The 20,145-nt window shown below is 53.5% G+C and carries 14 protein-coding genes and 1 tRNA gene; 7 read left to right on the top strand and 8 right to left on the bottom strand.

What is annotated here, in order from left to right:
• Positions 1-23 precede the first annotated feature (23 nt).
• The gene (locus tag C5523_RS25120; RefSeq protein ID WP_039077869.1) at positions 24-1,034 is read right to left on the bottom strand and encodes a ribose ABC transporter permease; all 1,011 of its coding nucleotides are present in this window, start codon (positions 1,032-1,034) and stop codon (positions 24-26) included.
• Complete coding sequence (locus tag C5523_RS25115) at positions 1,027-2,550, bottom strand: sugar ABC transporter ATP-binding protein (RefSeq protein WP_039077868.1); 1,524 nt, start codon at positions 2,548-2,550, stop codon at positions 1,027-1,029. The genes C5523_RS25120 and C5523_RS25115 overlap by 8 nt, the downstream gene beginning before the upstream one ends.
• A gap of 222 nt (positions 2,551-2,772) precedes the next feature.
• On the opposite strand from C5523_RS25115, the gene C5523_RS25110 reads away from it, so the two are divergent.
• Entirely contained in the window at positions 2,773-5,337 is a 2,565-nt protein-coding gene (locus tag C5523_RS25110) for an ATP-binding protein (protein ID WP_071194334.1), read from the top strand.
• 30 nt (positions 5,338-5,367) lie between these two features.
• On the opposite strand, the gene C5523_RS25105 is transcribed toward C5523_RS25110, so the two are convergent.
• Together C5523_RS25105 and C5523_RS25100 are read right to left on the bottom strand one after the other, a co-directional pair.
• On the bottom strand, positions 5,368-5,697 hold the full coding sequence (locus tag C5523_RS25105; protein WP_039077866.1) for a low molecular weight protein tyrosine phosphatase family protein: 330 nt from the start codon (positions 5,695-5,697) through the stop codon (positions 5,368-5,370).
• Entirely contained in the window at positions 5,675-5,920 is a 246-nt protein-coding gene (locus tag C5523_RS25100; protein WP_071194333.1) for a hypothetical protein, read from the bottom strand. Before C5523_RS25100 ends, C5523_RS25105 begins: the two co-directional genes overlap by 23 nt.
• A 318-nt stretch (positions 5,921-6,238) precedes the next feature.
• Between C5523_RS25100 and C5523_RS25095 the strand changes: the two genes are divergently transcribed.
• From C5523_RS25095 to yjdP, 3 genes are all read left to right on the top strand, one after another.
• Positions 6,239-8,083, top strand: a complete 1,845-nt coding sequence (locus C5523_RS25095; protein ID WP_039077864.1) for an ATP-binding protein — start codon at positions 6,239-6,241, stop codon at positions 8,081-8,083.
• 1 nt (position 8,084) lies between these two features.
• Entirely contained in the window at positions 8,085-10,400 is a 2,316-nt protein-coding gene (locus C5523_RS25090; RefSeq protein WP_108702181.1) for a hypothetical protein, read from the top strand.
• A gap of 91 nt (positions 10,401-10,491) precedes the next feature.
• Positions 10,492-10,812, top strand: coding sequence for a DDRRRQL repeat protein YjdP (gene yjdP / locus C5523_RS25085; protein ID WP_039077862.1), 321 nt, complete (start codon positions 10,492-10,494; stop codon positions 10,810-10,812).
• A gap of 23 nt (positions 10,813-10,835) precedes the next feature.
• On the opposite strand, the gene C5523_RS25080 is transcribed toward yjdP, so the two are convergent.
• Positions 10,836-11,171 (bottom strand): zinc ribbon domain-containing protein YjdM, encoded by a 336-nt coding sequence (locus C5523_RS25080; RefSeq protein WP_108702180.1) that lies wholly within the window; start codon positions 11,169-11,171, stop codon positions 10,836-10,838.
• Positions 11,172-11,782: 611 nt separating this feature from the next.
• Between C5523_RS25080 and crfC the strand changes: the two genes are divergently transcribed.
• The gene (gene crfC, locus C5523_RS25075; RefSeq protein WP_039077860.1) at positions 11,783-14,128 is read left to right on the top strand and encodes a clamp-binding protein CrfC; all 2,346 of its coding nucleotides are present in this window, start codon (positions 11,783-11,785) and stop codon (positions 14,126-14,128) included.
• Between the two features lie 2 nt (positions 14,129-14,130).
• Entirely contained in the window at positions 14,131-15,009 is an 879-nt protein-coding gene (locus C5523_RS25070) for a diguanylate cyclase regulator RdcB family protein (RefSeq protein ID WP_039077859.1), read from the top strand.
• Between the two features lie 101 nt (positions 15,010-15,110).
• Here C5523_RS25070 and kdgT read toward each other — a convergent pair whose 3' ends face one another.
• Positions 15,111-16,109 (bottom strand): 2-keto-3-deoxygluconate transporter, encoded by a 999-nt coding sequence (gene kdgT / locus C5523_RS25065; RefSeq protein ID WP_079497669.1) that lies wholly within the window; start codon positions 16,107-16,109, stop codon positions 15,111-15,113.
• Positions 16,110-16,793: 684 nt separating this feature from the next.
• Between kdgT and proP the strand changes: the two genes are divergently transcribed.
• Positions 16,794-18,296 (top strand): glycine betaine/L-proline transporter ProP, encoded by a 1,503-nt coding sequence (proP, locus tag C5523_RS25060; RefSeq protein ID WP_039077934.1) that lies wholly within the window; start codon positions 16,794-16,796, stop codon positions 18,294-18,296.
• 35 nt (positions 18,297-18,331) lie between these two features.
• Here the strand turns inward: proP and C5523_RS25055 are convergent, their stop codons facing one another.
• Positions 18,332-19,294: a nickel/cobalt transporter gene (locus tag C5523_RS25055; RefSeq protein WP_079497670.1), complete on the bottom strand. Its 963-nt coding sequence runs from the start codon at positions 19,292-19,294 to the stop codon at positions 18,332-18,334.
• Between the two features lie 628 nt (positions 19,295-19,922).
• Positions 19,923-19,998, bottom strand: a tRNA-Phe gene (locus C5523_RS25045).
• Positions 19,999-20,145: the final 147 nt, after the last annotated feature.

The raw sequence follows: 20,145 nt of genomic DNA, 5'->3' as shown, positions 1-20,145 counted from the left end.
GGGTTTTCAGGGAAATCTTGTTGTTATGCACTTTGATGATGTCGGGTACGGTATTTGTCTATCAGCACTGCAATGATGATCACCGCCCCTTTGATCACCAGTTGCCAGAAGTAAGAAACGCCCATCAATGTCATGCCATTGTTCAGGGTGGCGATAATCAGCGCCCCGACCAGCGTACCGGTGATGGTGCCGATGCCGCCGACGAAACTGGTGCCGCCGAGGATGACCGCCGCGATGGCGTCAAGCTCGTAGCCCATACCAAGGTTACCGTTGGCGCTGTACAGACGAGACGCGCTCATCACCCCGCCAAGGCCAGACAGAAGGCCGCTCATGCCGTAGACAAACAGCAGTACCAGCCACACTTTGATACCGGTAAGACGCGCCGCCTGCATGTTGCCGCCGACGGCATAAATGTGCACGCCCAGGGTGGTACGACGCAGGATGAACCAGCAGACCACAATCACCGCCAGCGCAATCACCACCAGCCAGGGGATCGGCCCGAGATAGTTATTGCCGATCCACTCAAACCCGATACTGGAGTTGATGACCGTGGTGCCGTCCGCCAGCAGGTAAGCCGCGCCGCGCAGCGCCGTATAGGTGCCAAGCGTAACGATAAAGGGGGGAAGCCCGGCGAACGCGACCAGTACGCCGTTAAACAACCCCAGCACCAGACCGAGCATCAGCGCGGCGGGTACGGAAAGGAAAGCCAGTTCCGGGATCAGCGACACCACCATCGCCGCCACCGCCGTGGTGCCGAGGATGGATCCGACTGACAGGTCAATACCGCCGGTCAAAATGATAAAGGTCATCCCCGCCGCCAGCACGATGTTGATCGATGCCTGGCGAGTGATATTCAGCAGGTTGCTTTCCGTAAAAAAGTTCGGTGCGATAAAGCCAAATACTGCGACGATCAGGATCAAGATTGGCAAGATGCCGACCGTTTGCATCAGATCGCCCATCAGCATTTTTTTCGCCGAGGCCGATTTCGCCACCTGTTGTGGCGTGGTGGCAGAGGTCTCTTTCGATTCAGTCATGGTGCACCGCCTGATGATGGGATTCGTTCACGCCGGTCGCCAGCGTCATAATGTTTTCCTGGGTAATACGTTCGCCTTCCAGTTCACCGGCGATACTGCCTTCATGCATCACATATACGCGGTCGCTCATACCGACCACCTCCGGTAACTCGCTGGAAATCATCAGAATGGCCACCCCTTTGCGCGCCATCTGGCTCATGATGCGATAGATTTCGCTCTTGGCCCCGACATCGACGCCGCGTGTGGGCTCATCGAGAATCAGGATGCGAGGCCCGATGGCGACCCAGCGGGAGATCAGCAGTTTTTGCTGATTGCCGCCGGAAAGACCACCCGCCCGCACCTGAGAGTGGGGCACGCGGATATTGAGTAACTTGATGGCGTCATCGGAGATGGATTGCGCTTTCTTGCGGTCGAGCAGGCCGTAACTGGCATCGCGCTCAATGGTCGCCATCGTGATGTTTTCCTGCGCGGCCAACTCCAGAAACAACCCTTGTTCTTTGCGGTTTTCGGTGAGGAAGCCGATGCCTAAATCAATGGCGGCTCGCGGGGAGTGGATAACCACCGGTTCGCCATCGATTTCAATCACCCCGCCGGTAGCTTTACGCACGCCAAAAATCAGTTGTGCGAGCTCTGAACGACCTGCACCCACCAGTCCGGCAAGGCCGACGATCTCTCCGGCGCGAACCTGCAGGCTGACCGGCTGGATTTTTTTGCCGTCGGTGAGGTGATGAATGTTCAGACGGACATCGCCCCGTGGAATATCGCGTTCTTTATTGAAGAGATCGCTGAGCGGGCGGCCCACCATCATACGTACCAGTTCTGAGGCGTTGAGTTTGTCGCGGGTCAGGCTGCCCACATACTGACCATCACGCAGGACGCTAACCCGGTCGGAAAGCTCATACACTTCTGCCATGCGGTGGCTGATATAGATGATTGCCATCCCTTCGTCGCGCAGACGCATGATCAGTTCAAACAGGCGGTGTGTTTCACGAGAGGAGAGGGCGGCGGTGGGTTCATCCATCACCAGAATACGGCTGTTACGATGCAGGGCGCGGGCGATTTCGACCTGTTGCTGTTCGGCGATGGTCAGTTTCATCACCAGGTCACTGGCTTTGAACTGAGCGCCGAGGCGGTCAATCACGCTTTGCGCCTGAGCGACCATGTCCCGGCGCTGAATTAGCCCACCGCGGGAAATCTCACTGCCCAGAAAGATATTTTCGGCGACGGTCAGATTGGGGGCTAACTGCATCTCCTGATAGATCAGCGTGATGCCAGCCGCCAGCGCGTCTTTTGGCCCTTTGATATTAAATGACTGCCCGTCAATTAATATCTCGCCGCTGGTGGCGGTGTATGCCCCCGCGAGGATCTTCATCAGGGTGCTTTTACCCGCGCCGTTTTCCCCCATCAGTGCGTGGATTTCGCCAGGATACACCGTCAGATCCACGCCTTTGAGCGCGTAAAACTTGCCAAACACTTTGGCAATATTGCGCATCTCCAGAACCGGCGTCTTGCTCATGGCTTACTCCTGCAAGGGTTATCAATACTTGCAGTCCACCACGATGAAATAAATGCAGAATGACATTGGGCGTTCATATTTGTCATATTGCTGAATAGTTAACGAAGATCACAGTTACGCAACATAACTTCCTTCACCCTCACCCCAGCCCGCACCGAACAGTCCCCTCGCCCCTCCGGGGAGAGGGTTAGGGTGAGGGGAACACAGACAACGGAGCCCGCTATGCCCTATCGGCACAACTCGTTTTTCGCCAGCGCGCGCGGGCGGTTACTGTTCTTCAACTTGCTGGTGATGGCCGTGACCCTGATGGTTTGCGGCGTTGCGGTATTGGGATTTCGCCATGCCAGCCAAATCCAGGAGCAGGTGCAGCAGCAGACGCTGGATGACATGACCGGCAGCATGAACCTTGCGCGTGATACGGCAAATGTCGCCACGGCGGCGGTGCGCCTTTCGCAGGTGGTGGGGGCGCTGGAATATAAGAGCGAAGCGGAACGGCTTAAGGCGACCCAAATGGCGCTGCAAAAATCGCTGGAACAACTCGCCCGTGCCCCGCTGGCCCAACTGGAACCGCAACTGGTGGAGCGCATTACCTGGCGCAGCAATGAACTGGAACAGAGTGTGACGCAGATGCTGGAGCGTGGTCAGCGCCGCCATCTTGAACGTAATGCGCTACTCAGTTCGCTGTATCAGAACCAAAGTTATCTGCGCCATTTGCAGGCATTTAACCAGCGCGATGGCATTGCCATTGGCGATCCCCGTTTACTCGGCGAAATGGACAGGCTGCTGGCCGCTGCCATCCGTACCCCCTCGCCACGCCCGACGATCCAGCAACTGACGGAGATCCGCACACAGTTGCCAGAGCGCACCGACAACCCGGTGGTAAATGGCATTTTGCAGGATTTCAACGATGAGCTGGCAAAGCTCGGCCCGCTGGCGGCGCAACTGGATGAGAGCGATCTGGCGATAAGCTGGTTTATGTTTCATATCAAAGCGCTGGTCGCTATTCTCAATACCGATATCAATCAGTACGTTGCCCAGGTGGCGCAGGCTTCTGAGCAACGGACCGCGCAAAGTCACAGTGAAATGCGCTCGATCATTATCTTTATCAGCGCCTTTGCCCTGCTGGCGCTGGTGATTACCGGGTTTGCTGGCTGGTATATCTACCGCAATCTGGGGTCGAATTTAACGGCGATTTCCCGTGCGATGTCCCGTCTGGCGCGCGGTGAGCCGGATGTTCCTGTACCAGCGCTGCAACGACGTGATGAACTGGGCGAACTGGCGCGCGCCTTTAACGTCTTCGCCCGCAATACCGCCTCGCTTGAGCACACCTCTAAGTTGCTCAAAGAGAAAAGCACCCAACTGGAGACCACCTTCCATGCCATGCGTGACGGCTTTGCGCTGTTCGACAGCCAGGGCTGCCTGGTGGTGTGGAACCCGCAGTATCCGTTGCTGCTTGGCCTCTCTGCCGAGGCGCTGCAACGCGGGCAGCACTATCAGAGCCTGTTGCGTCAGGTGAGTGAGCTGCCGGACCATGTGCAGGAGAACCTCGCGCGCCCCATGCCAAAACCGCAGGAGCTTCGTCTGGCGGATAACCGCACTATTGAGCTGCGATTTAGCCCGGTGCCGGGGCGCGGAATGGTCAACGTCGTACTGGACAGAACGGAACGTAAGGGGCTGGAAGAGGCGCTGTTGCACAGCCAGAAAATGAAAGCCGTCGGTCAGCTTACCGGTGGGCTGGCACACGATTTCAATAATTTACTGGCGGTCATCATCGGTAGCCTGGAACTGGTGAACCCGCAATCGCCGGATGCCCCGCGTATCTCCCGTGCGCTAAAAGCGGCTGAGCGTGGGGCGATGCTGACCCAGCGTTTGCTGGCCTTCTCGCGTAAGCAATCTCTGCACCCCCATGCAGTAGAGATGCAGCCGCTGCTGGAGAACTTAAGCGAGCTGATGCGTCATTCTCTTCCTGCCACGTTGACGCTGGAGATTGAGGCTCAACAACCTGCCTGGCCTGCATGGATTGACGTTGGGCAACTGGAAAACGCCATCATCAATCTGGTAATGAACGCGCGGGATGCGATGGAAGGGCAGAAAGGGACGATCAAGATCCGTACCTGGAACCAGCGTGTGACGCGCAGCGACGGACGCAGGCAGGATATGGTGGTACTGGAAGTGATCGACAGAGGTTGCGGCATGTCCGGGGAGGTGAAGGCCCGCGTCTTCGAGCCGTTCTTCACTACCAAGCAGACCGGCAGCGGCAGCGGCCTGGGGCTGTCGATGGTATACGGCTTTGTGCGCCAGTCCGGTGGACGGGTGGCTATTGATAGCGCGCCAGGCCAGGGAACCACGGTACGTTTACAGCTTCCACGCGCGTCGGTACAGGTCGTCAGCCCGGTCGAGCAGGCGCCCGCACAGGAAGCGGACCGTACTGATAAGTTAATCCTGGTGCTGGAAGATGAAGCGGATGTACGACAAACCCTCTGCGAACAGTTACATGGGTTGGGGTATTTAACGCTGGAGGCGGAGTGCGGTGAACAGGCGCTGGCGCTGCTGGCGGCATCGGAGGATATCGGCATGCTGATTAGCGACCTGATGCTTCCGGGGCAGATGAGTGGCGCGGAAGTGATTAATTTCGCCCGTCAGCACTACCCGCATTTGCCGCTGTTACTGATTAGCGGCCAGGATTTACGCCCGGCGCATAACCCTGCGCTACCGGATGTTGAACTGTTGCGAAAACCCTTTACCCGCGTGCAACTGGCACAGGCGCTGCGACGGATTGCGGCATAGCGGCCATTGACGCGCCCCTGAACACAGGGACTATGTGGCGAGGCCAAGTACCGGGGGAACGATCTCTTCGAGCAGCGCGATCAACGCAGGGTCCATGTAGCGGTAGTCATCGGGGATATCGAGAACGTGAAGCGGTTTATTGTCGATGATACGACGATAGTCGGCCATTAAGCGGTTTTTATGTTTCTGCTCCATCACGCAGATAACATCTGCCCACTGCAACCCTTCGGCACAGACCGTTTTTTTGGCATTGCGACTGGTCCCGGCAGAACGGACGTTAAGCCCGGGATAACGGCGGAACACCTGTTCCGCCGTGGGGCTGCGCCATTGATTACGACTACATATGAAAAGGACGTTCATTGGCAAACAGATACTCTTCCAGGCCGCGCCTCGTCCTTTGTTGACGGGTTACGCGTGGATACTCAATCCCCAGTTGTGCGGCCCGCGTTACTTTTTCAGAACGCAGATACAGCATCTTCCAGTTTTTTTCGCCACGAAAACGTAAAAGCGCGGTGTGAACATCTCGGGATTTATTGCGCCGTTTTTGGGCACGGCGCCAGTCCCGGCTACGGGGTGTTTCCATTGCTTTTTCTCTCTTCGATTGATCGGGTTCAGCAGCCGCGATAATACGGAGAGAGCAAACAGCGAAATTCTATTCCATTTCGTTATGGCGTGCGACAGCAATTAATGAACTTGTCATTTTACTCAGATATGTTGCGTCACATAACAGGGAAAAGTATCAGCCGAAATAATTCATATTCTATTAATCAATATCCTTTAAGATTTTATCGACTTATTCTTCCTGGCTGAAAATAATAATATGTAGCCGCGATTTTTTTGTAGCTGCACCTATACTTACCTGTTTGCAATGTAATTGAAAAACCAGAGATCTGAAAAAATTATGGATAATAAGATCGTCGCTATTGAGCAGCATGATACAGCGGTAAATCTGCATGGCCTTATGCAGGTGTTAAGTAAACATCTTTACTCCACGCCCATGGTTGCGTTGCGTGAGCTTGTACAGAATGCGCATGATGCGATAGTCCGGCGCAGGCTGGAGGAGGTTGATTCTTCCTTCACGCCTGAAATTCGGGTTACCGGCAACCCGCAGAATAAAACGATTACCATTTATGACTCGGGTGCGGGCCTGACAAAACAAGAAATCCATGAATTCCTGGCAACGGTCGGCATCGGCTATACGCGGCAATTGCGCCAGGAGGATGATGATACCGGCCTCATCGGTATGTTCGGTCTGGGTTTCTTATCTTCTTTCGTGCTGGCACAACAGGTTGTTGTCCATACCACGTCCTGGAAAACGCCGCAGGAAGGTTGGGTTTATCGTTCCGATAACGGCGAGACGTATCGCATCGAATCTGCCCTGCCCAGGGAGCCTGGCTTTACGGTCACTCTCAACCTTAAAGATGAGTTCAGCTACCTGGCGGATAATCCGCTGCTGGAAACGCTGCTTGGCCGCTACTGCGTGTTGATGCGTGAACCGCTGTTTGTGGGGCAATCGGAGACGGCGGTCAACCATCTTTCGCCACCCTGGCGCCGTGACTCAGACTCGGCGGTCGTACTCCATCCGGGGCTTCGGCAGAAGCAGAATATTGAGTTCGCCAGCCGTTTTGAACGTACTTTTACCCCTATTTGCACCATCGATATCACCCCTTCTGGCAAAAGCGATGTGGTCGGCATTCTCTGGATCCAGGATGGCGCGACTTATGGCACCAGCGATAACCGTAATTTGTCGCTCTTTTTGCGTGGCATGCTGCTCGACGATCAGGCACATGACCTGCTGCCGCTGTGGGCAGGTTTTGTTGGTGGCGTCGTGGAGTCCAACGTCCTGACACCCACGGCGAATCGGGAAGATTTACAACGTGATGACGCCTATTTCGCAACCCAGCATGCATTAGCCGAAGGGTTAATTAAAGGGCTGGGTGAGCTGGCGAAAAACCAGCCGGCTATCTGGCGGCGTGTGCTGCTTCGTCATAATGAAGCGCTGTTAGGTGCGGCGATCTGCGATGAAAGGCTGTTTGATCTGCTCAAAGATGATTTGCTCATCCCGACCTCGAAAGGCGAAATTCCGGTTCGCAGTCTGCGCCAGCAAAATACGCTACTGGTGATGCCGGGAGAAGAGAGTTCTTTCGAAGAGATGTTATTTCGCCTCTCCGGGCGCCCCGTCGCGCTGGGGCATCGTTATGCCGTTATACCGTTTCTTCGCCGTTGGGCCACGCTCTATTCAGCGCGGTTAATTGAAATTGGCACCACGGGCGGCAACCAGTCTTTGTTCTCCTGCCATGAAATTAGCCAACAGGAAGAGCAGTGGTGGCGTGAACAACTGGCCGATGATGAAGAGTGCGTTATTTCACGATTTGAGCCCGCGGTGCTCCCCTTTGTGGTGGTACCGAATCGCGAAGTGGAATTAAAACAGCGGCTGGAACAGGATGACGCCGACCGACGCATGAGTACTGCGGCGCTGATGCTGGCACGGCAGTTTACTCAACGGATCAGCGAACAGTCCGATAAACAGCTCTATATTAATTTTAATAATCCGGCCATCAAGGCGCTTTCTGCTTCCTGGCAAAACGGGAAAAACACTGACGTTGCCTGTCAGTTATTGAAAAGCATGAAGGTCATCTTATCTTTTCAATTACAACGTTCGGGACCCAATGATTTTCATCAGGCGCTGGATAATATTAACCAGATAATAATGACGCAATTTCTTGCAAATAAAGGGGAGCAATAAAATGGATATATGGCAATGGTATAACCAATATGAAAGGGATCTTCACGCTGCAGGCCAACCCTATATTACCGATCATTTGAATAAATTGATTAACGCCATTTGTGACGTTAAGCCCGATGTGAGCGAAGCGTTACTGCCGGAAGCGCGATCATTTAAGAAAACGGCCGGCAATCCCTGGCTTGAGGTCTTTATCGGCCACTGGGAGATGCGCCACCGGCTGGGGATGGGCGAAGGCGAGACAGCGCTGGGAGATGCGGTGACCTTCTTTGAGCGTGCCCATCAGCCGGATGCGATTGATTGCCCGCAATCCGTTTGCGTGACTCAGGATCTCAGCGATTGCTACGGCAATATCGACGGTCCGGGCTGGGCGGATGAACGTATTGCCGTGTGTCAGGAAACGATGGAGCGGATTACGCCGTTATGGAGCTGCTTCCAGTGCTTATCGGACGAGCAATTCTGTGCCATGGTCGATAAAGGCGAGAAGCAGCAGGCGCTGGATTACATTCGGGGGCAGATAAAGAAAGTGCGTGATGCAGGGGAGCCTGATGTCACTGGCCTGCTGGAAAACGAAGCCGAAGCATTGATCTATTTGGGGCGCTATGAAGAAGCGCTGGCGGTGATTGAACCCCTCTGCGAACCGGACGAACTGGAAGGTAGCGCCGAACAGATACGGCTTACCCGAATGATGATCCGCGCTGAGGCCTATGCCTGTATGGGGCGGCTGGATGACGCCTGCAATAGCCTTATCCACTGGAAGCAACTGCAAACGCGCGGCGTCGTCCGCTGGGTGAGGATCATTGACCAGCTTTGCCGCCACGATGCCTCTTACAACAACTGGCAGACGGGCGTCTCATTACAGCAAATCCTTGAACAGCGTATCGCCCGGCAGGCCTGGCGGGCTGCAATAGATACCGCAATTGTACATATTCGTCTGGCGCTGGCTCGCAATGCGACCTGGATTGCCCGCCGGGCGTTAGGGCAGGCAAAAGCCTGTTTGCCACGTTTACGTAAACAGATGGGGGCCGACAGCGTTCTGGCCGATCTTGAACGTGAGATTGCTGGCATGGAAAAAGAGGTGCTGCTCCCGGTTCCTGCCCATGAGCTGTATGACTGGCTTGACGAACGCAGCAAACAAAATGAGGCGCGTGACCCTGAACAGGAAGCGGAGTGGCTGAAACTGGCGGCCATGCAGTTGCCTGATAATGAACAACTGGTTGCGCTGGCGTCATCCGCCCTGGAGGCGTGCCATGCTGCTGATGAAGCCATCGCGCTGCTGCAAACCTGGCGGTCACGCCATCCACACACTGAATCTCCTCTTCTGTTCGAGTTGCTGGGCGTGCTGTTGCGTACGCGGCGGTTCGATGAGGTTTTAACCCTCGCTAAGGACTATCACGAGACGCTCCCCCATGTCGCGTACTGGTTCGAAATGCAGGTAGCCTTTGGCAATGAGGATTGGGCGGCGCTGGAATCTCTGAGTGAATCAATGCTTGCGACGCCAGAAGGCAGCACTAAGATCGCACCGCTGTTAATGGCGAGCCGCGCGGCAATGAAACTACGCGCCAGCGAGCGGGCTATCCCTCGTCTTCAGCGCGCTATTGCGATGCTTGAGGAACAAGAACAAGAGACAAACAATGTTCTGTGGGATCTGATCACCGCGGCGAGTATTCAGCAGGAGTGGGCGCTGGTGCGCGAGGCCGGAACGAAGCTGGGGATGAAATTCGACAGCGAAGATGGCCCCATTGAAGAAAACTGGGGAGCGGTACGGCTACGTTTCCGGGAAGAGCACGACTACGTTTACTACCTTGCTCAGCGTACCGGGCCTGCGACGGCCAGAGTCTTCCAGCCAGCCTGGCCGAAAGCGCAGCAGCATTTAGGCGACAGCGTAGTATTTGATGTCGAACTGCTCAATACCCCTCCGGAAGATGAAGCCGAGCGGGAGTATTTTATCGGTCTTTATGACGCTGTCGAAATCATTGAAGAGGGTGAATATGCCCCATCATGGTTTGTTGATGGCGTTTATCCGGGCGAGGAACTGTTTGGTCAGTTTGAGAATAAAGTGCGCGAGTTGGGTGGGCAAGTATGGGTGAGTAGCGAAGGCGATTATGAAATAACCGACCGCGAAAATCCTCAAGAGCCATTGCCTGGCGTGTACTTTAATCTGGCTACGCCGCTATCGATGCTGCCGCAGGAAGTGGACAGTATATTGCTCACGCTCACACGGGACTGGCCGCATCCGGTGCACTGGCTTGGCGTTGCCATTAAAGGCGGGCTGGATGAACAGCGTCACCGGCAGATTATTGACCGCTACGGTTTGTAAACTGTTACCCGGCGTAGTTTGAGATTCCTCCGCTACTCGTGAGAACAGCGCTTGATTAACGTAAAGCCAGCCCACTGTTGAGACTGGCTTTATGAAACGTTACGCAACCCTGCTGTTTATCAGCGCACTCTCTCTTACCAGCCAAATTGCCCGTGCTGATATTGTCGATGACGCCATCGGCAATATTCAGCGGGCAATTAATGATGCGTATCACCCCAGCGATAGCCGTGATGACGATGATCGGCAGTATGATGACGATCGCCGTCGAAGTGACGAGCAGAGCAGACGCTATGAAGACCGACGCAGACAGCTTGAAGACCGGCGCCGCCAGTTAGATGACCGGCAGCGCCAGCTCGATCAGGAGCGTCGCCAACTGGACGACGAAGAACGTCGACTGGAAGACGAGTTCTAATCCGCAGGCACGAAAGAGGGCAATCAGTTCTTTTTAACGAACTCGGATTTCAACTTCATTGGGCCAAATCCGTCGATTTTGCAGTCAATGTTATGATCGCCTTCGACCAGACGGATATTCTTCACTTTCGTGCCGATTTTCAGCATGGAAGAACTCCCTTTTACTTTCAGATCTTTAATGACAGTGACGCTGTCGCCATCGGCCAGTAAATTGCCGTTGGCATCTTTGACAATCAGTTCATCGCTTTCGACAGCGGCTTCGTTGTCATTCCATTCATGGGCGCATTCCGGGCAGATGAACATGCCATTATCTTCATAAGCGTATTCGGAATTGCATTTCGGGCAGTTTGGCAGTTGCATGGGGGTATCCTCAAAAAGTACGTATGATGCTGGAAACAGGCCAGCGAAAAAGGCGGTTTATGCCAGAAAAGTCCGCGATTATACAGCATGTCCGTATAATTACTGTTGCTATTCTTTTTTTCAGAAAAAGATAAAAAAGGTGATAGAAGTGACATACCCTGTCATTAGCTTAAGCGATGCTAGGCCCATCTGATTAGGGGTAAACCCTTATGTATGATATTTAGAATATTTTCGACGGGAAATTGCTACCCATTGCCAATTCAGATAAGGTGAGGTGACGCAACCGGTGTTAATAATTAGCATACTGTCATATCAGCAGGGTCTTCTACCGAAGACAGTTAATTACCTCGCAAATTGGGGGGGTAAATAAATGACGATATATCCTGGTCGTTCTTGAAAATGAGCTACGCTCTCTATCTCCCAGCCATTTTATGTCCGGGACGGCGTGCTCTGTCAGTCTCTACCGAGAAAATGCATTTTTCCTGATTCCCATCAGGCATTTATCTTCTATAAGATATTTTCCACACGTAATTATAAAAGCCGAAACTTCACAAATAAAACATCACGGCTTAATAAAAGTAAGAAATTTGCGTTAAGGAAAGACTTTTATCATGCACACACAGACAATTTTCGAATTAAGCCAGGAAGCAGAGAGATTGTTACAGCTCTCCTTGCAGAATCTGCAGGCGCTCAAAGCCCTGCCGATTGCAACGCTTGATGAGGCGGCTTCCGGCAAAGCAGATAACGCAAATGTACTGCCATTACATTTTAGTGCTCGCGGCATCGAGACGCAGCAAGCCACTCTGCACAACGAATTACGGAAAATCACCCGCCTGGAGATGGTGTTAGCAATTGTCGGGACGATGAAAGCGGGTAAATCGACCACGATCAACGCGATTGTGGGCACTGAGGTTTTGCCTAATCGCAACCGTCCGATGACGGCGCTGCCGACATTAATCCGCCACACGCCGGGCCAGAAAGAGCCTGTACTGCATTTCGCCCATGTTGGGCCAATCGATACGCTGACCCAGCAACTCCAGATGCGGCTTTATACCTATGACCGTGAAAAGCTGGCGCAAAAACTCGAAATCGATAAAGACATGAGTGCCCTGCTCGAACGCATCGCACAAGGGGATGCGTTCGACAAACATTATCTCGGCGCGCAGCCCATTTTCCATTGTTTAAAGAGCCTTAACGATCTGGTGCGCCTGTCGAAAGCGCTGGATGTTGATTTTCCTTTCTCCGCTTACGCCTCCATAGAGAATATCCCGGTTATTGAAGTTGAGTTTGTTCACCTGGCGGGCCTTGAAAATGATTTGGGCCAGTTGACGCTGCTCGATACCCCCGGGCCAAACGAAGCGGGACAGCCGCATCTGCACAAGATGCTCAATGAACAACTGGCGCGAGCGTCTGCGGTGCTGGCGGTGATGGATTACACCCAGCTTAAGTCGATCTCTGATGAAGAGGTGCGCCACGCGATTTCCGCCGTTGGGCGCTCCGTTCCGCTGTATGCGCTGGTTAATAAATTCGATCAGAAAGACCGTAACAGCGATGACGAAGAACAGGTGCGGGCGCTGATCGCCGGAACATTAATGAAAGGCTACATTAATCCGACGCAGATTTTTCCCGTCTCCTCGATGTGGGGCTATCTGGCGAACCGCGCCCGCCATGAAATCAAACAACAGGGGAAATTACCCGACCCGCAAGAGCAGCGTTGGGTGCAGGACTTTGCCGAAGCGGCGCTGGGCCGACGCTGGAGAATGGCTGACCTGGATGATGTTGAACATATCCATCACGCCGCCGATCTGTTGTGGGAAGATTCGCTGTTTGAGCAACCTATTCGCAAGCTGCTGCATGCTGCGCACGCCAACGCGTCGCTGTATGCCCTGCGTTCGGCGTCGCATAAGTTGCTTAACTACGCACAGAGCGCCCGGGAATACCTTGATTTCCGCTATCAAGGGCTGACGGTCGCGTTTGAGAACCTTGAGCACAATATCAGCCGCCTTGAAGAAGATATGACGCTACTGAAAAGCTGTCAGGAGCGCGTCAGCGATGAGATTGATCATGAGGTGGATGAAGCGCTGGCGGCGGCGGACCTCTTCATTAATAGCCAGCAAGTGGAAATCGTTGGAGCCATTAACGCCTGGTTTAGTGATGGCAGGATCATGGAAATGGCCAACGAAAGTCAGGCCGACCTGCGTCTTGAGGCGGGAGTTTCGCCAGGCCAACTGGTGCTGGAAGATGAAGGGCAGGCGCAGATTGTGCTGAGCAAAATGCGCTCCTCCTGCGAAGCGATTTTTGTCACCGCACAGGAGAAGATCGGCCGCGAACTGGCGATGCGTTTTGACCAACTGGAAAATACCCTGACCCGCTCTCTCAATGATGCGATGCGCCCGATCGAGATGCGCATTAAAGAAGAGCTCAGCCACGCGGGTTTCCGGGCTCGTATCAGTTTCCCCGCATTCCAGGCAAGCGCACTCAATTTTAATACCCGCCAGCTTTTTACCAACGCGATCGCGCCGGAAGACACTCCGGCAGGGCAGGCGCCGCGTAGCGGAAGCGTACGGGAAACGGTTTCTCGTTGGTTAAATAATCCGAGCTGGGGATGGGATGATTACGTGGTGACCCGCACACGCTACGTCATTGATGTGGCGTCATTACATACCAAGCTCGTCCAGCATGTTGCTCATTTTTGTGAACAAATTCGTAAAGCTTTGGCTGCGCAGGTCGATGTTTCTGTTACGGCGGGAATGGCGACGTTCTTTGCTGAGTTCTCGCTGAGCCTGGCGGGGCTACAAGATAGTTTGCGTGACAGTTTGGCGATTCGTCAGCAAAACGAATCGTCAGTGTTAGCATTGCGGCAGCACCTGCGACACTGCATCAAAACAGCTAACTGGATTCAGGAAGATGCACGTCTTTTACGCGATGATATCCAAACACTATTCGCAGCAGAGTAATTATGAAAAATCGACTACTGGAAGGGCCTGGGCGAACGCTTGAGTGCATTCATCCGAAGTTCATTGTGGATTTAGTGCAGGGTGCCGATGCGCCTCGCCAGAGTCAGATTGTGCCCCAACAGCAGTTGTTTCGTGAAAGACTGACCCAGGAAGTGATGGCGCAGACCCAACTGCGCCCGTGGGCCATGTCCGGTGTCTTAAATGAGAATGACTCGTTACGTCTGGGACTGGCGGAAAAGCTCGCCAGTATGCTCGACCCCGGTCATCTTGCGCTGACGCGTATCACCCAGCGTCTGGTCTCATTACAGCAGGCTGAGCAGCGCCGCCCCGCCAACACACCGGGCAACCAGCAGCAATATGATGAGTTAATTGAGCACTTTAGCCAGCGAGCGAGCTGGAAAGAGAAAGCGCTCGGCCAGCGTGGCTTAACGGTACAGGCGGGAAATCACAGCGAACAAATTTTTACCCGCTGGCGGGCCGGGAATTATAACGGCTGGTCGATGGCGGGGCGCTGCTATGTTGCGCTGGAAGAGTTACGCTGGGGCGCTTTTGGCGACGCCTGCCGCCTGGCGAGTAGCGAGGTGGCTTCCATGCTGAAAGATAACCTGCGTGCGATGGCCTCTGATTTTCTGGCGCAGGGTATTAATGCTGCGCCTGCTACTCGCCATTTTTATCACCAGTGGCTGACAACGCCTGCGACACCGGGCCTGATGGATTATAAAGATCTGCTGGGCTGGCTTGGTGACTGGTGCGATGCGGATCGTCACCCTATTTGCTGGTCGGTGACCCAAAGCTGGCAGACAGTCGCGTTAGGTATGCCAAGGCTCTGTTCGGCATCGCGCTTAGCCACTGCCATGGTGGACGAGATTTTCGGTGAGTAAAAAGGTGTGTCCTGCAATTAACCAATGTTGATGGCTAATTGCAGGGCATAGCGATAAACAGGCAAAGAGAAGCCCCCGGCGTTTCACGTCGGGGGCTTTTTTTAATGATTGAGCGATGCGGCGGGGTTGTCTGCCGCTTTTGTCGTCTCAGGCACTTCGCCAAACCGTCTGGCGTACAGTGCGGTGATGATAGGTACCAGAATCGCCGTTACAATCACGCTTGCTGCCACCAGCGCCGTTGCGGAGGCGGCTACCGGTTCAAACGCCGGGTTGATTTGGGCAATGATCACCGGGTTTGCTACCGCAGCCCCGGCTGCCGATGAGGCAGCGACACCTGCCGTACCGTTACCGCCACCAATGACTTTATCGGCAATAATCAGTGGAATACCGGTGATGATGATAACCGCGATACCCAGGACGATACCCAGCAGACCGGTATCGAGGATCACTTTCAGGTTGATGGTATTACCCAGCGCGAAGCCGAAGAACGGGATCAGTACCGGTGTGGCTTTACTAAAGAACGCGCGCAGATCGTGGTCGAGGTTGCCCAGCGTAAAGCCAATCAGGAACGGCAGTACAGCTCCGATAAAATGGTGCGGTTCGAAGGATGCCAGGCCCGCAGATCCCAGAATGACCATGGTCATCAGTGGGCCGGATTCCAGTGACATCAGCACGAATGCGCCCGATTCTTCTTTGGTGCCGTACTGGTTCATCAGGCTGGCATACAGGCCGCCGTTGGTCATGTCCATCGCGGAAACAATAGCCAATACGGAGATACCGGCGAAGAAACCGGTCTGAATACCGCCTTCCGGGATAAAGGTGGCGGCGATCATTGCCACTACCCAGGCAACGGCGATTTTTGTCAGTACCAGCGTGCCGGATTTGCGTAAGACGGTCCCGGTGGCGCGTAAATCAATTGACGCGCCGATACAGAAAAACCAAACGGCAAGAATAGGTACCGTACCTGTGATCATACCCTTGGTGAAAGAACCGAAATAAGCGCCTGTGTTAGGTGCCAGCGTATTTAAAATTGCCCCAAGCAGCAAAGGTATTAACATCATCCCACCGGGGATGCGTTCAATGGTGGCTTTGATTTTCATTATGAATCCTCATATCTCATCATGTGCAATGACCGAGAAAATAAAAACATGCTATTCAATGAGTTAAACCTTCCTGGTTTGAATTTGTTCAATGTCCGGAGCTGTTATTCCTTTCCGGAGAGCACCGTCGCTATCCTTGTCTGTTTTGTGTCTGGACGTATGATGCGATCATTGGAATATTGATTCAATGAAAATAAAACGCTGTTTTAGTTATCTTCATCACATATTCCGTGTAAAGATTTATATGTGAACAATTAAATAACTTTGCGTTACATAGTTTCTGTAAAAAGGTGAATGGATACAGCTAGCAGAATAATAATCACGGGGGGTATGGCATATCAGTGTAAATAGCAACCGGGAGTATTCTATAAGTTAAAAACGTTTTTTCTCGTTAAGTAAAACGCAGTTCCGACAGAAAGAGGAGGGGATTGCCAGAATTGTGGGTGTTATCACAGGGATATTTTGTGTGAAGTTGATCACGTTTTTAAACCCTGTTAGGGTAAAAGGCGGTTAAACAACGCTCTGCCAGGCGTCAACAGGTTCGGTTGTACAGGCTGTAACCAGCCAGTGTAAGTAAACCTGCTACGCTTGAACAAGGTAAGTCGGCATGTACGGCTTAATACGCGCAATGTCGGTATGGCATATCAAATGCGCGGTTCAGGGCGAAAGTCAAAAGAGGACATCATGTTAAAAAGGAAGAAAGTTAAACCTATTACGCTGCGCGATGTAACCATCATTGATGACGGTAAGTTGCGAAAAGCAATAACTGCCGCTTCACTCGGTAACGCGATGGAATGGTTTGATTTTGGCGTATACGGGTTCGTAGCTTACGCACTGGGTAAAGTGTTTTTTCCTGATGCCAACCCCAGTGTGCAAATGATTGCCGCGCTGGCGACCTTCTCCGTTCCGTTCCTGATTCGCCCGCTGGGTGGTTTGTTTTTCGGGATGCTTGGCGATAAATATGGGCGGCAGAAAATCCTCGCTATCACCATTGTGATTATGTCCGTCAGTACATTCTGTATTGGGCTTATTCCCTCGTATGCCTCTATTGGTATTTGGGCGCCTATCCTGCTCTTGCTGTGCAAAATGGCACAGGGGTTTTCAGTGGGCGGGGAATACACCGGTGCATCAATTTTCGTAGCGGAATACTCCCCGGACCGTCGACGCGGTTTTCTGGGCAGTTGGCTTGATTTTGGTTCGATAGCGGGCTTCGTTATCGGTGCGGGCGTCGTTGTGCTTATCTCCACCGTCGTTGGTGAAGAAAACTTCCTCAGTTGGGGCTGGCGTATTCCCTTCTTCCTGGCGTTGCCACTGGGGATAATCGGTCTCTATTTGCGCCATGCGCTGGAAGAGACTCCGGCGTTCCAGCAGCACGTGGATAAACTGGAGCAGGGCGATCGCGAAGGGCTGCAAAACGGCCCGAAAGTCTCCTTCAAAGAGATTGCGACAAAGCACTGGCGTAGTTTGCTGATCTGTATCGGTATGGTGATTGCGACCAACGTTACCTATTACATGTTGTTGACGTACATGCCGAGCTATCTGTCGCATAACCTGAACTATTCAGAAGACCACGGCGTGCTGATTATTATCGCGATTATGGTCGGTATGCTGTTTGTTCAGCCTGTGATGGGCTTACTCAGCGACCGTTTTGGCCGTCGTCCGTTTATTATTCTGGGGAGTGTGGCGCTGTTTGCGCTGTCCATTCCGGCATTTATCTTGATCAACAGCAACGTGACGGGGCTGATTTTCGCGGGATTGCTGATGCTGGCCGTGATTCTCAACTGTTTCATTGGCGTGATGGCATCGACATTGCCGGCAATGTTCCCGACGCACATTCGTTATAGCGCACTGGCGAGTGCCTTTAACATTTCGGTGCTGGTGGCTGGTCTGACCCCGACACTGGCCGCCTGGCTGGTTGAAAGTACTCAGAACCTGATGATGCCAGCTTATTATCTGATGGTTGTTGCGGTGATTGGTCTGATCACTGGCCTTACGATGAAGGAGACGGCGAACCGCCCATTAAAAGGTGCGACGCCTGCGGCTTCCGATATCCAGGAGGCAAAAGAGATCCTGCGCGAGCATCACGATAATATTGAACAGAAAATCGAAGACATCGATGCGGAAATTGCTGAGCTACAGGCGAAACGCTCACGCCTTGTCGACCAGCACCCAAGGATTAACGAGTAGCAGACAAAGCCCGGTTCATGTACCGGGCTTTTTTATCAGCAGCCCGCCGCAATATAATCACCGCCAGGACTGACCGGAACGACGGTTAAGAACAACACCACGGCGAACAAAATCAGCGCCAGCCCGCCGACGATATTCAGTGCCGGTACCAGCCAGGGCATGCTGCCGCTCTCCTCACCAAAAAAGGCAGCCGTCCGGTTGCGGGCATAACGCACTGCCAGTGACAGACCCATAATCGACAATGCGGTACCGAATGCCATTGTCATTACGGCTGCGATCCCCCAGCTCACAATGCCCAGCGCGTTAGAAAAGAGCAAAATCATGATTGCGCCGCTACAGGGGCGTGCGCCAATGGCGAGTATGACGCCCAGACGTGTTTTCCAGTCGCCCTGCGTACTGATTCCCACACCGTGGTTTCCGCAGCCGCAGCCGCAGTCGTCAGAATGCCGGTGAGGCAGAGGCCTCATGGCAGTGATGTTCATTTTTTGCGGTTTGATGGTTTTTATCGCTTTGACAATGAGCCAGACGCCAAACCCACCCACCATAAACGCGCTGATTTTCTCAACGTACCAGCGGCTCTCACTGAGATCGCCAGAGGCGAGGTTAAAACCTACCGCGAGGATAAAGACAAAAAGAATGGCGCTCACACCTTGCATCAGGCTGCCAAGAAACGGGATGACGCGGGCGGCGGTTTGGCTCTCCTGGTTGGTGCTGAGATAGGTTGTGACGATAAATTTTCCGTGACCCGGCCCAACCGCATGTAACACGCCATAAAAGAATGAACCGGTCAGTAGCCACAGTCCCCCGGCATACTGATGGTTATTCAATTGCAGCAGGTACATCACCAGATAACGATGCAGCGTAATCTGGGTTGCCAGGCACCACTGGATAAAGGCATTCCAGTGCGCATGCAGCGCGAAGGCGGCACCCAGCAATAACATCACTGCTACGATAGCGCCAGGCAGACGCCATTGACGGGTAAGCGTTTGGGTTGTCATAAGCTTTAGGGGAATGGTTAAAGCATGACCGCAGTATAGGTGCTGCTTGTGGGGAGCTCCAGCAAGGGGAGGGGAATATGCAGCTCGGGAGGTGGGTTCCGTTCACCTTACGTTCATGGCGAAATGGACGCTCTGTGCCAGCGGGTTATAAAGTTGTCGCTGTGGTTTTCATGCGGGAAAACGAGTTGGCCGTGGCTAAAAAAGGTGGAAGACATTCACCGTATCTCAAAACGAACGGAGTTCGATGGAGAGTCCGGTCGTAGAAAAGCAAAAACCCAGCCATAGGCTGGGTTCTCTGAATAAGTGGTGCCCGGACTCGGACTAACGCCGGAGGCGTTGAACAGCGCGCTTGTCGCGCTGGCCCCGTAGGGGTGAGTCGCTTGCGGCGAATAATCGAACGGAGTTCGATGAAAAGCCCGGTCGTAGAAAAGCAAAAGCCCAGCCTATGGCTGGGTTCTCTAAATAGTGGTGCCCGGACTCGGACTAACGCCGGAGGCGTTGAACAGCGCGCGTGTCGCGCTGGCCCCGTAGGGGTGAGCCGCTAGCGGCGAATAATCGAACGGAGTTCGATGGAGAGTCCGGTCGTAGAAAAGCAAAAACCCAGCCATAGGCTGGGTTCTCTGAATAGTGGTGCCCGGACTCGGAATCGAACCAAGGACACGGGGATTTTCAATCCCCTGCTCTACCGACTGAGCTATCCGGGCAACGGGGCGCATTAAACCCTAATCAATGTAATGCGTCAACTCTATTTCAAAAAATGCTGTTCAGTTGCTCAAGTTTGCGGCAGTCTGAGTGATTCTGCGCCACAAAACGGCGTATTGCACAAATCTTCCAGATTTTTTCCGCACGGG

It is taken from the genome of Phytobacter sp. SCO41 (assembly GCF_003073275.1).
In the GTDB taxonomy this organism is placed as follows: Bacteria; Pseudomonadota; Gammaproteobacteria; order Enterobacterales; family Enterobacteriaceae; genus Phytobacter; species Phytobacter diazotrophicus.
The sequence above is the reverse complement of the archived record's forward strand: the minus strand, read 5'-3'. Positions and strand labels throughout refer to the sequence as shown.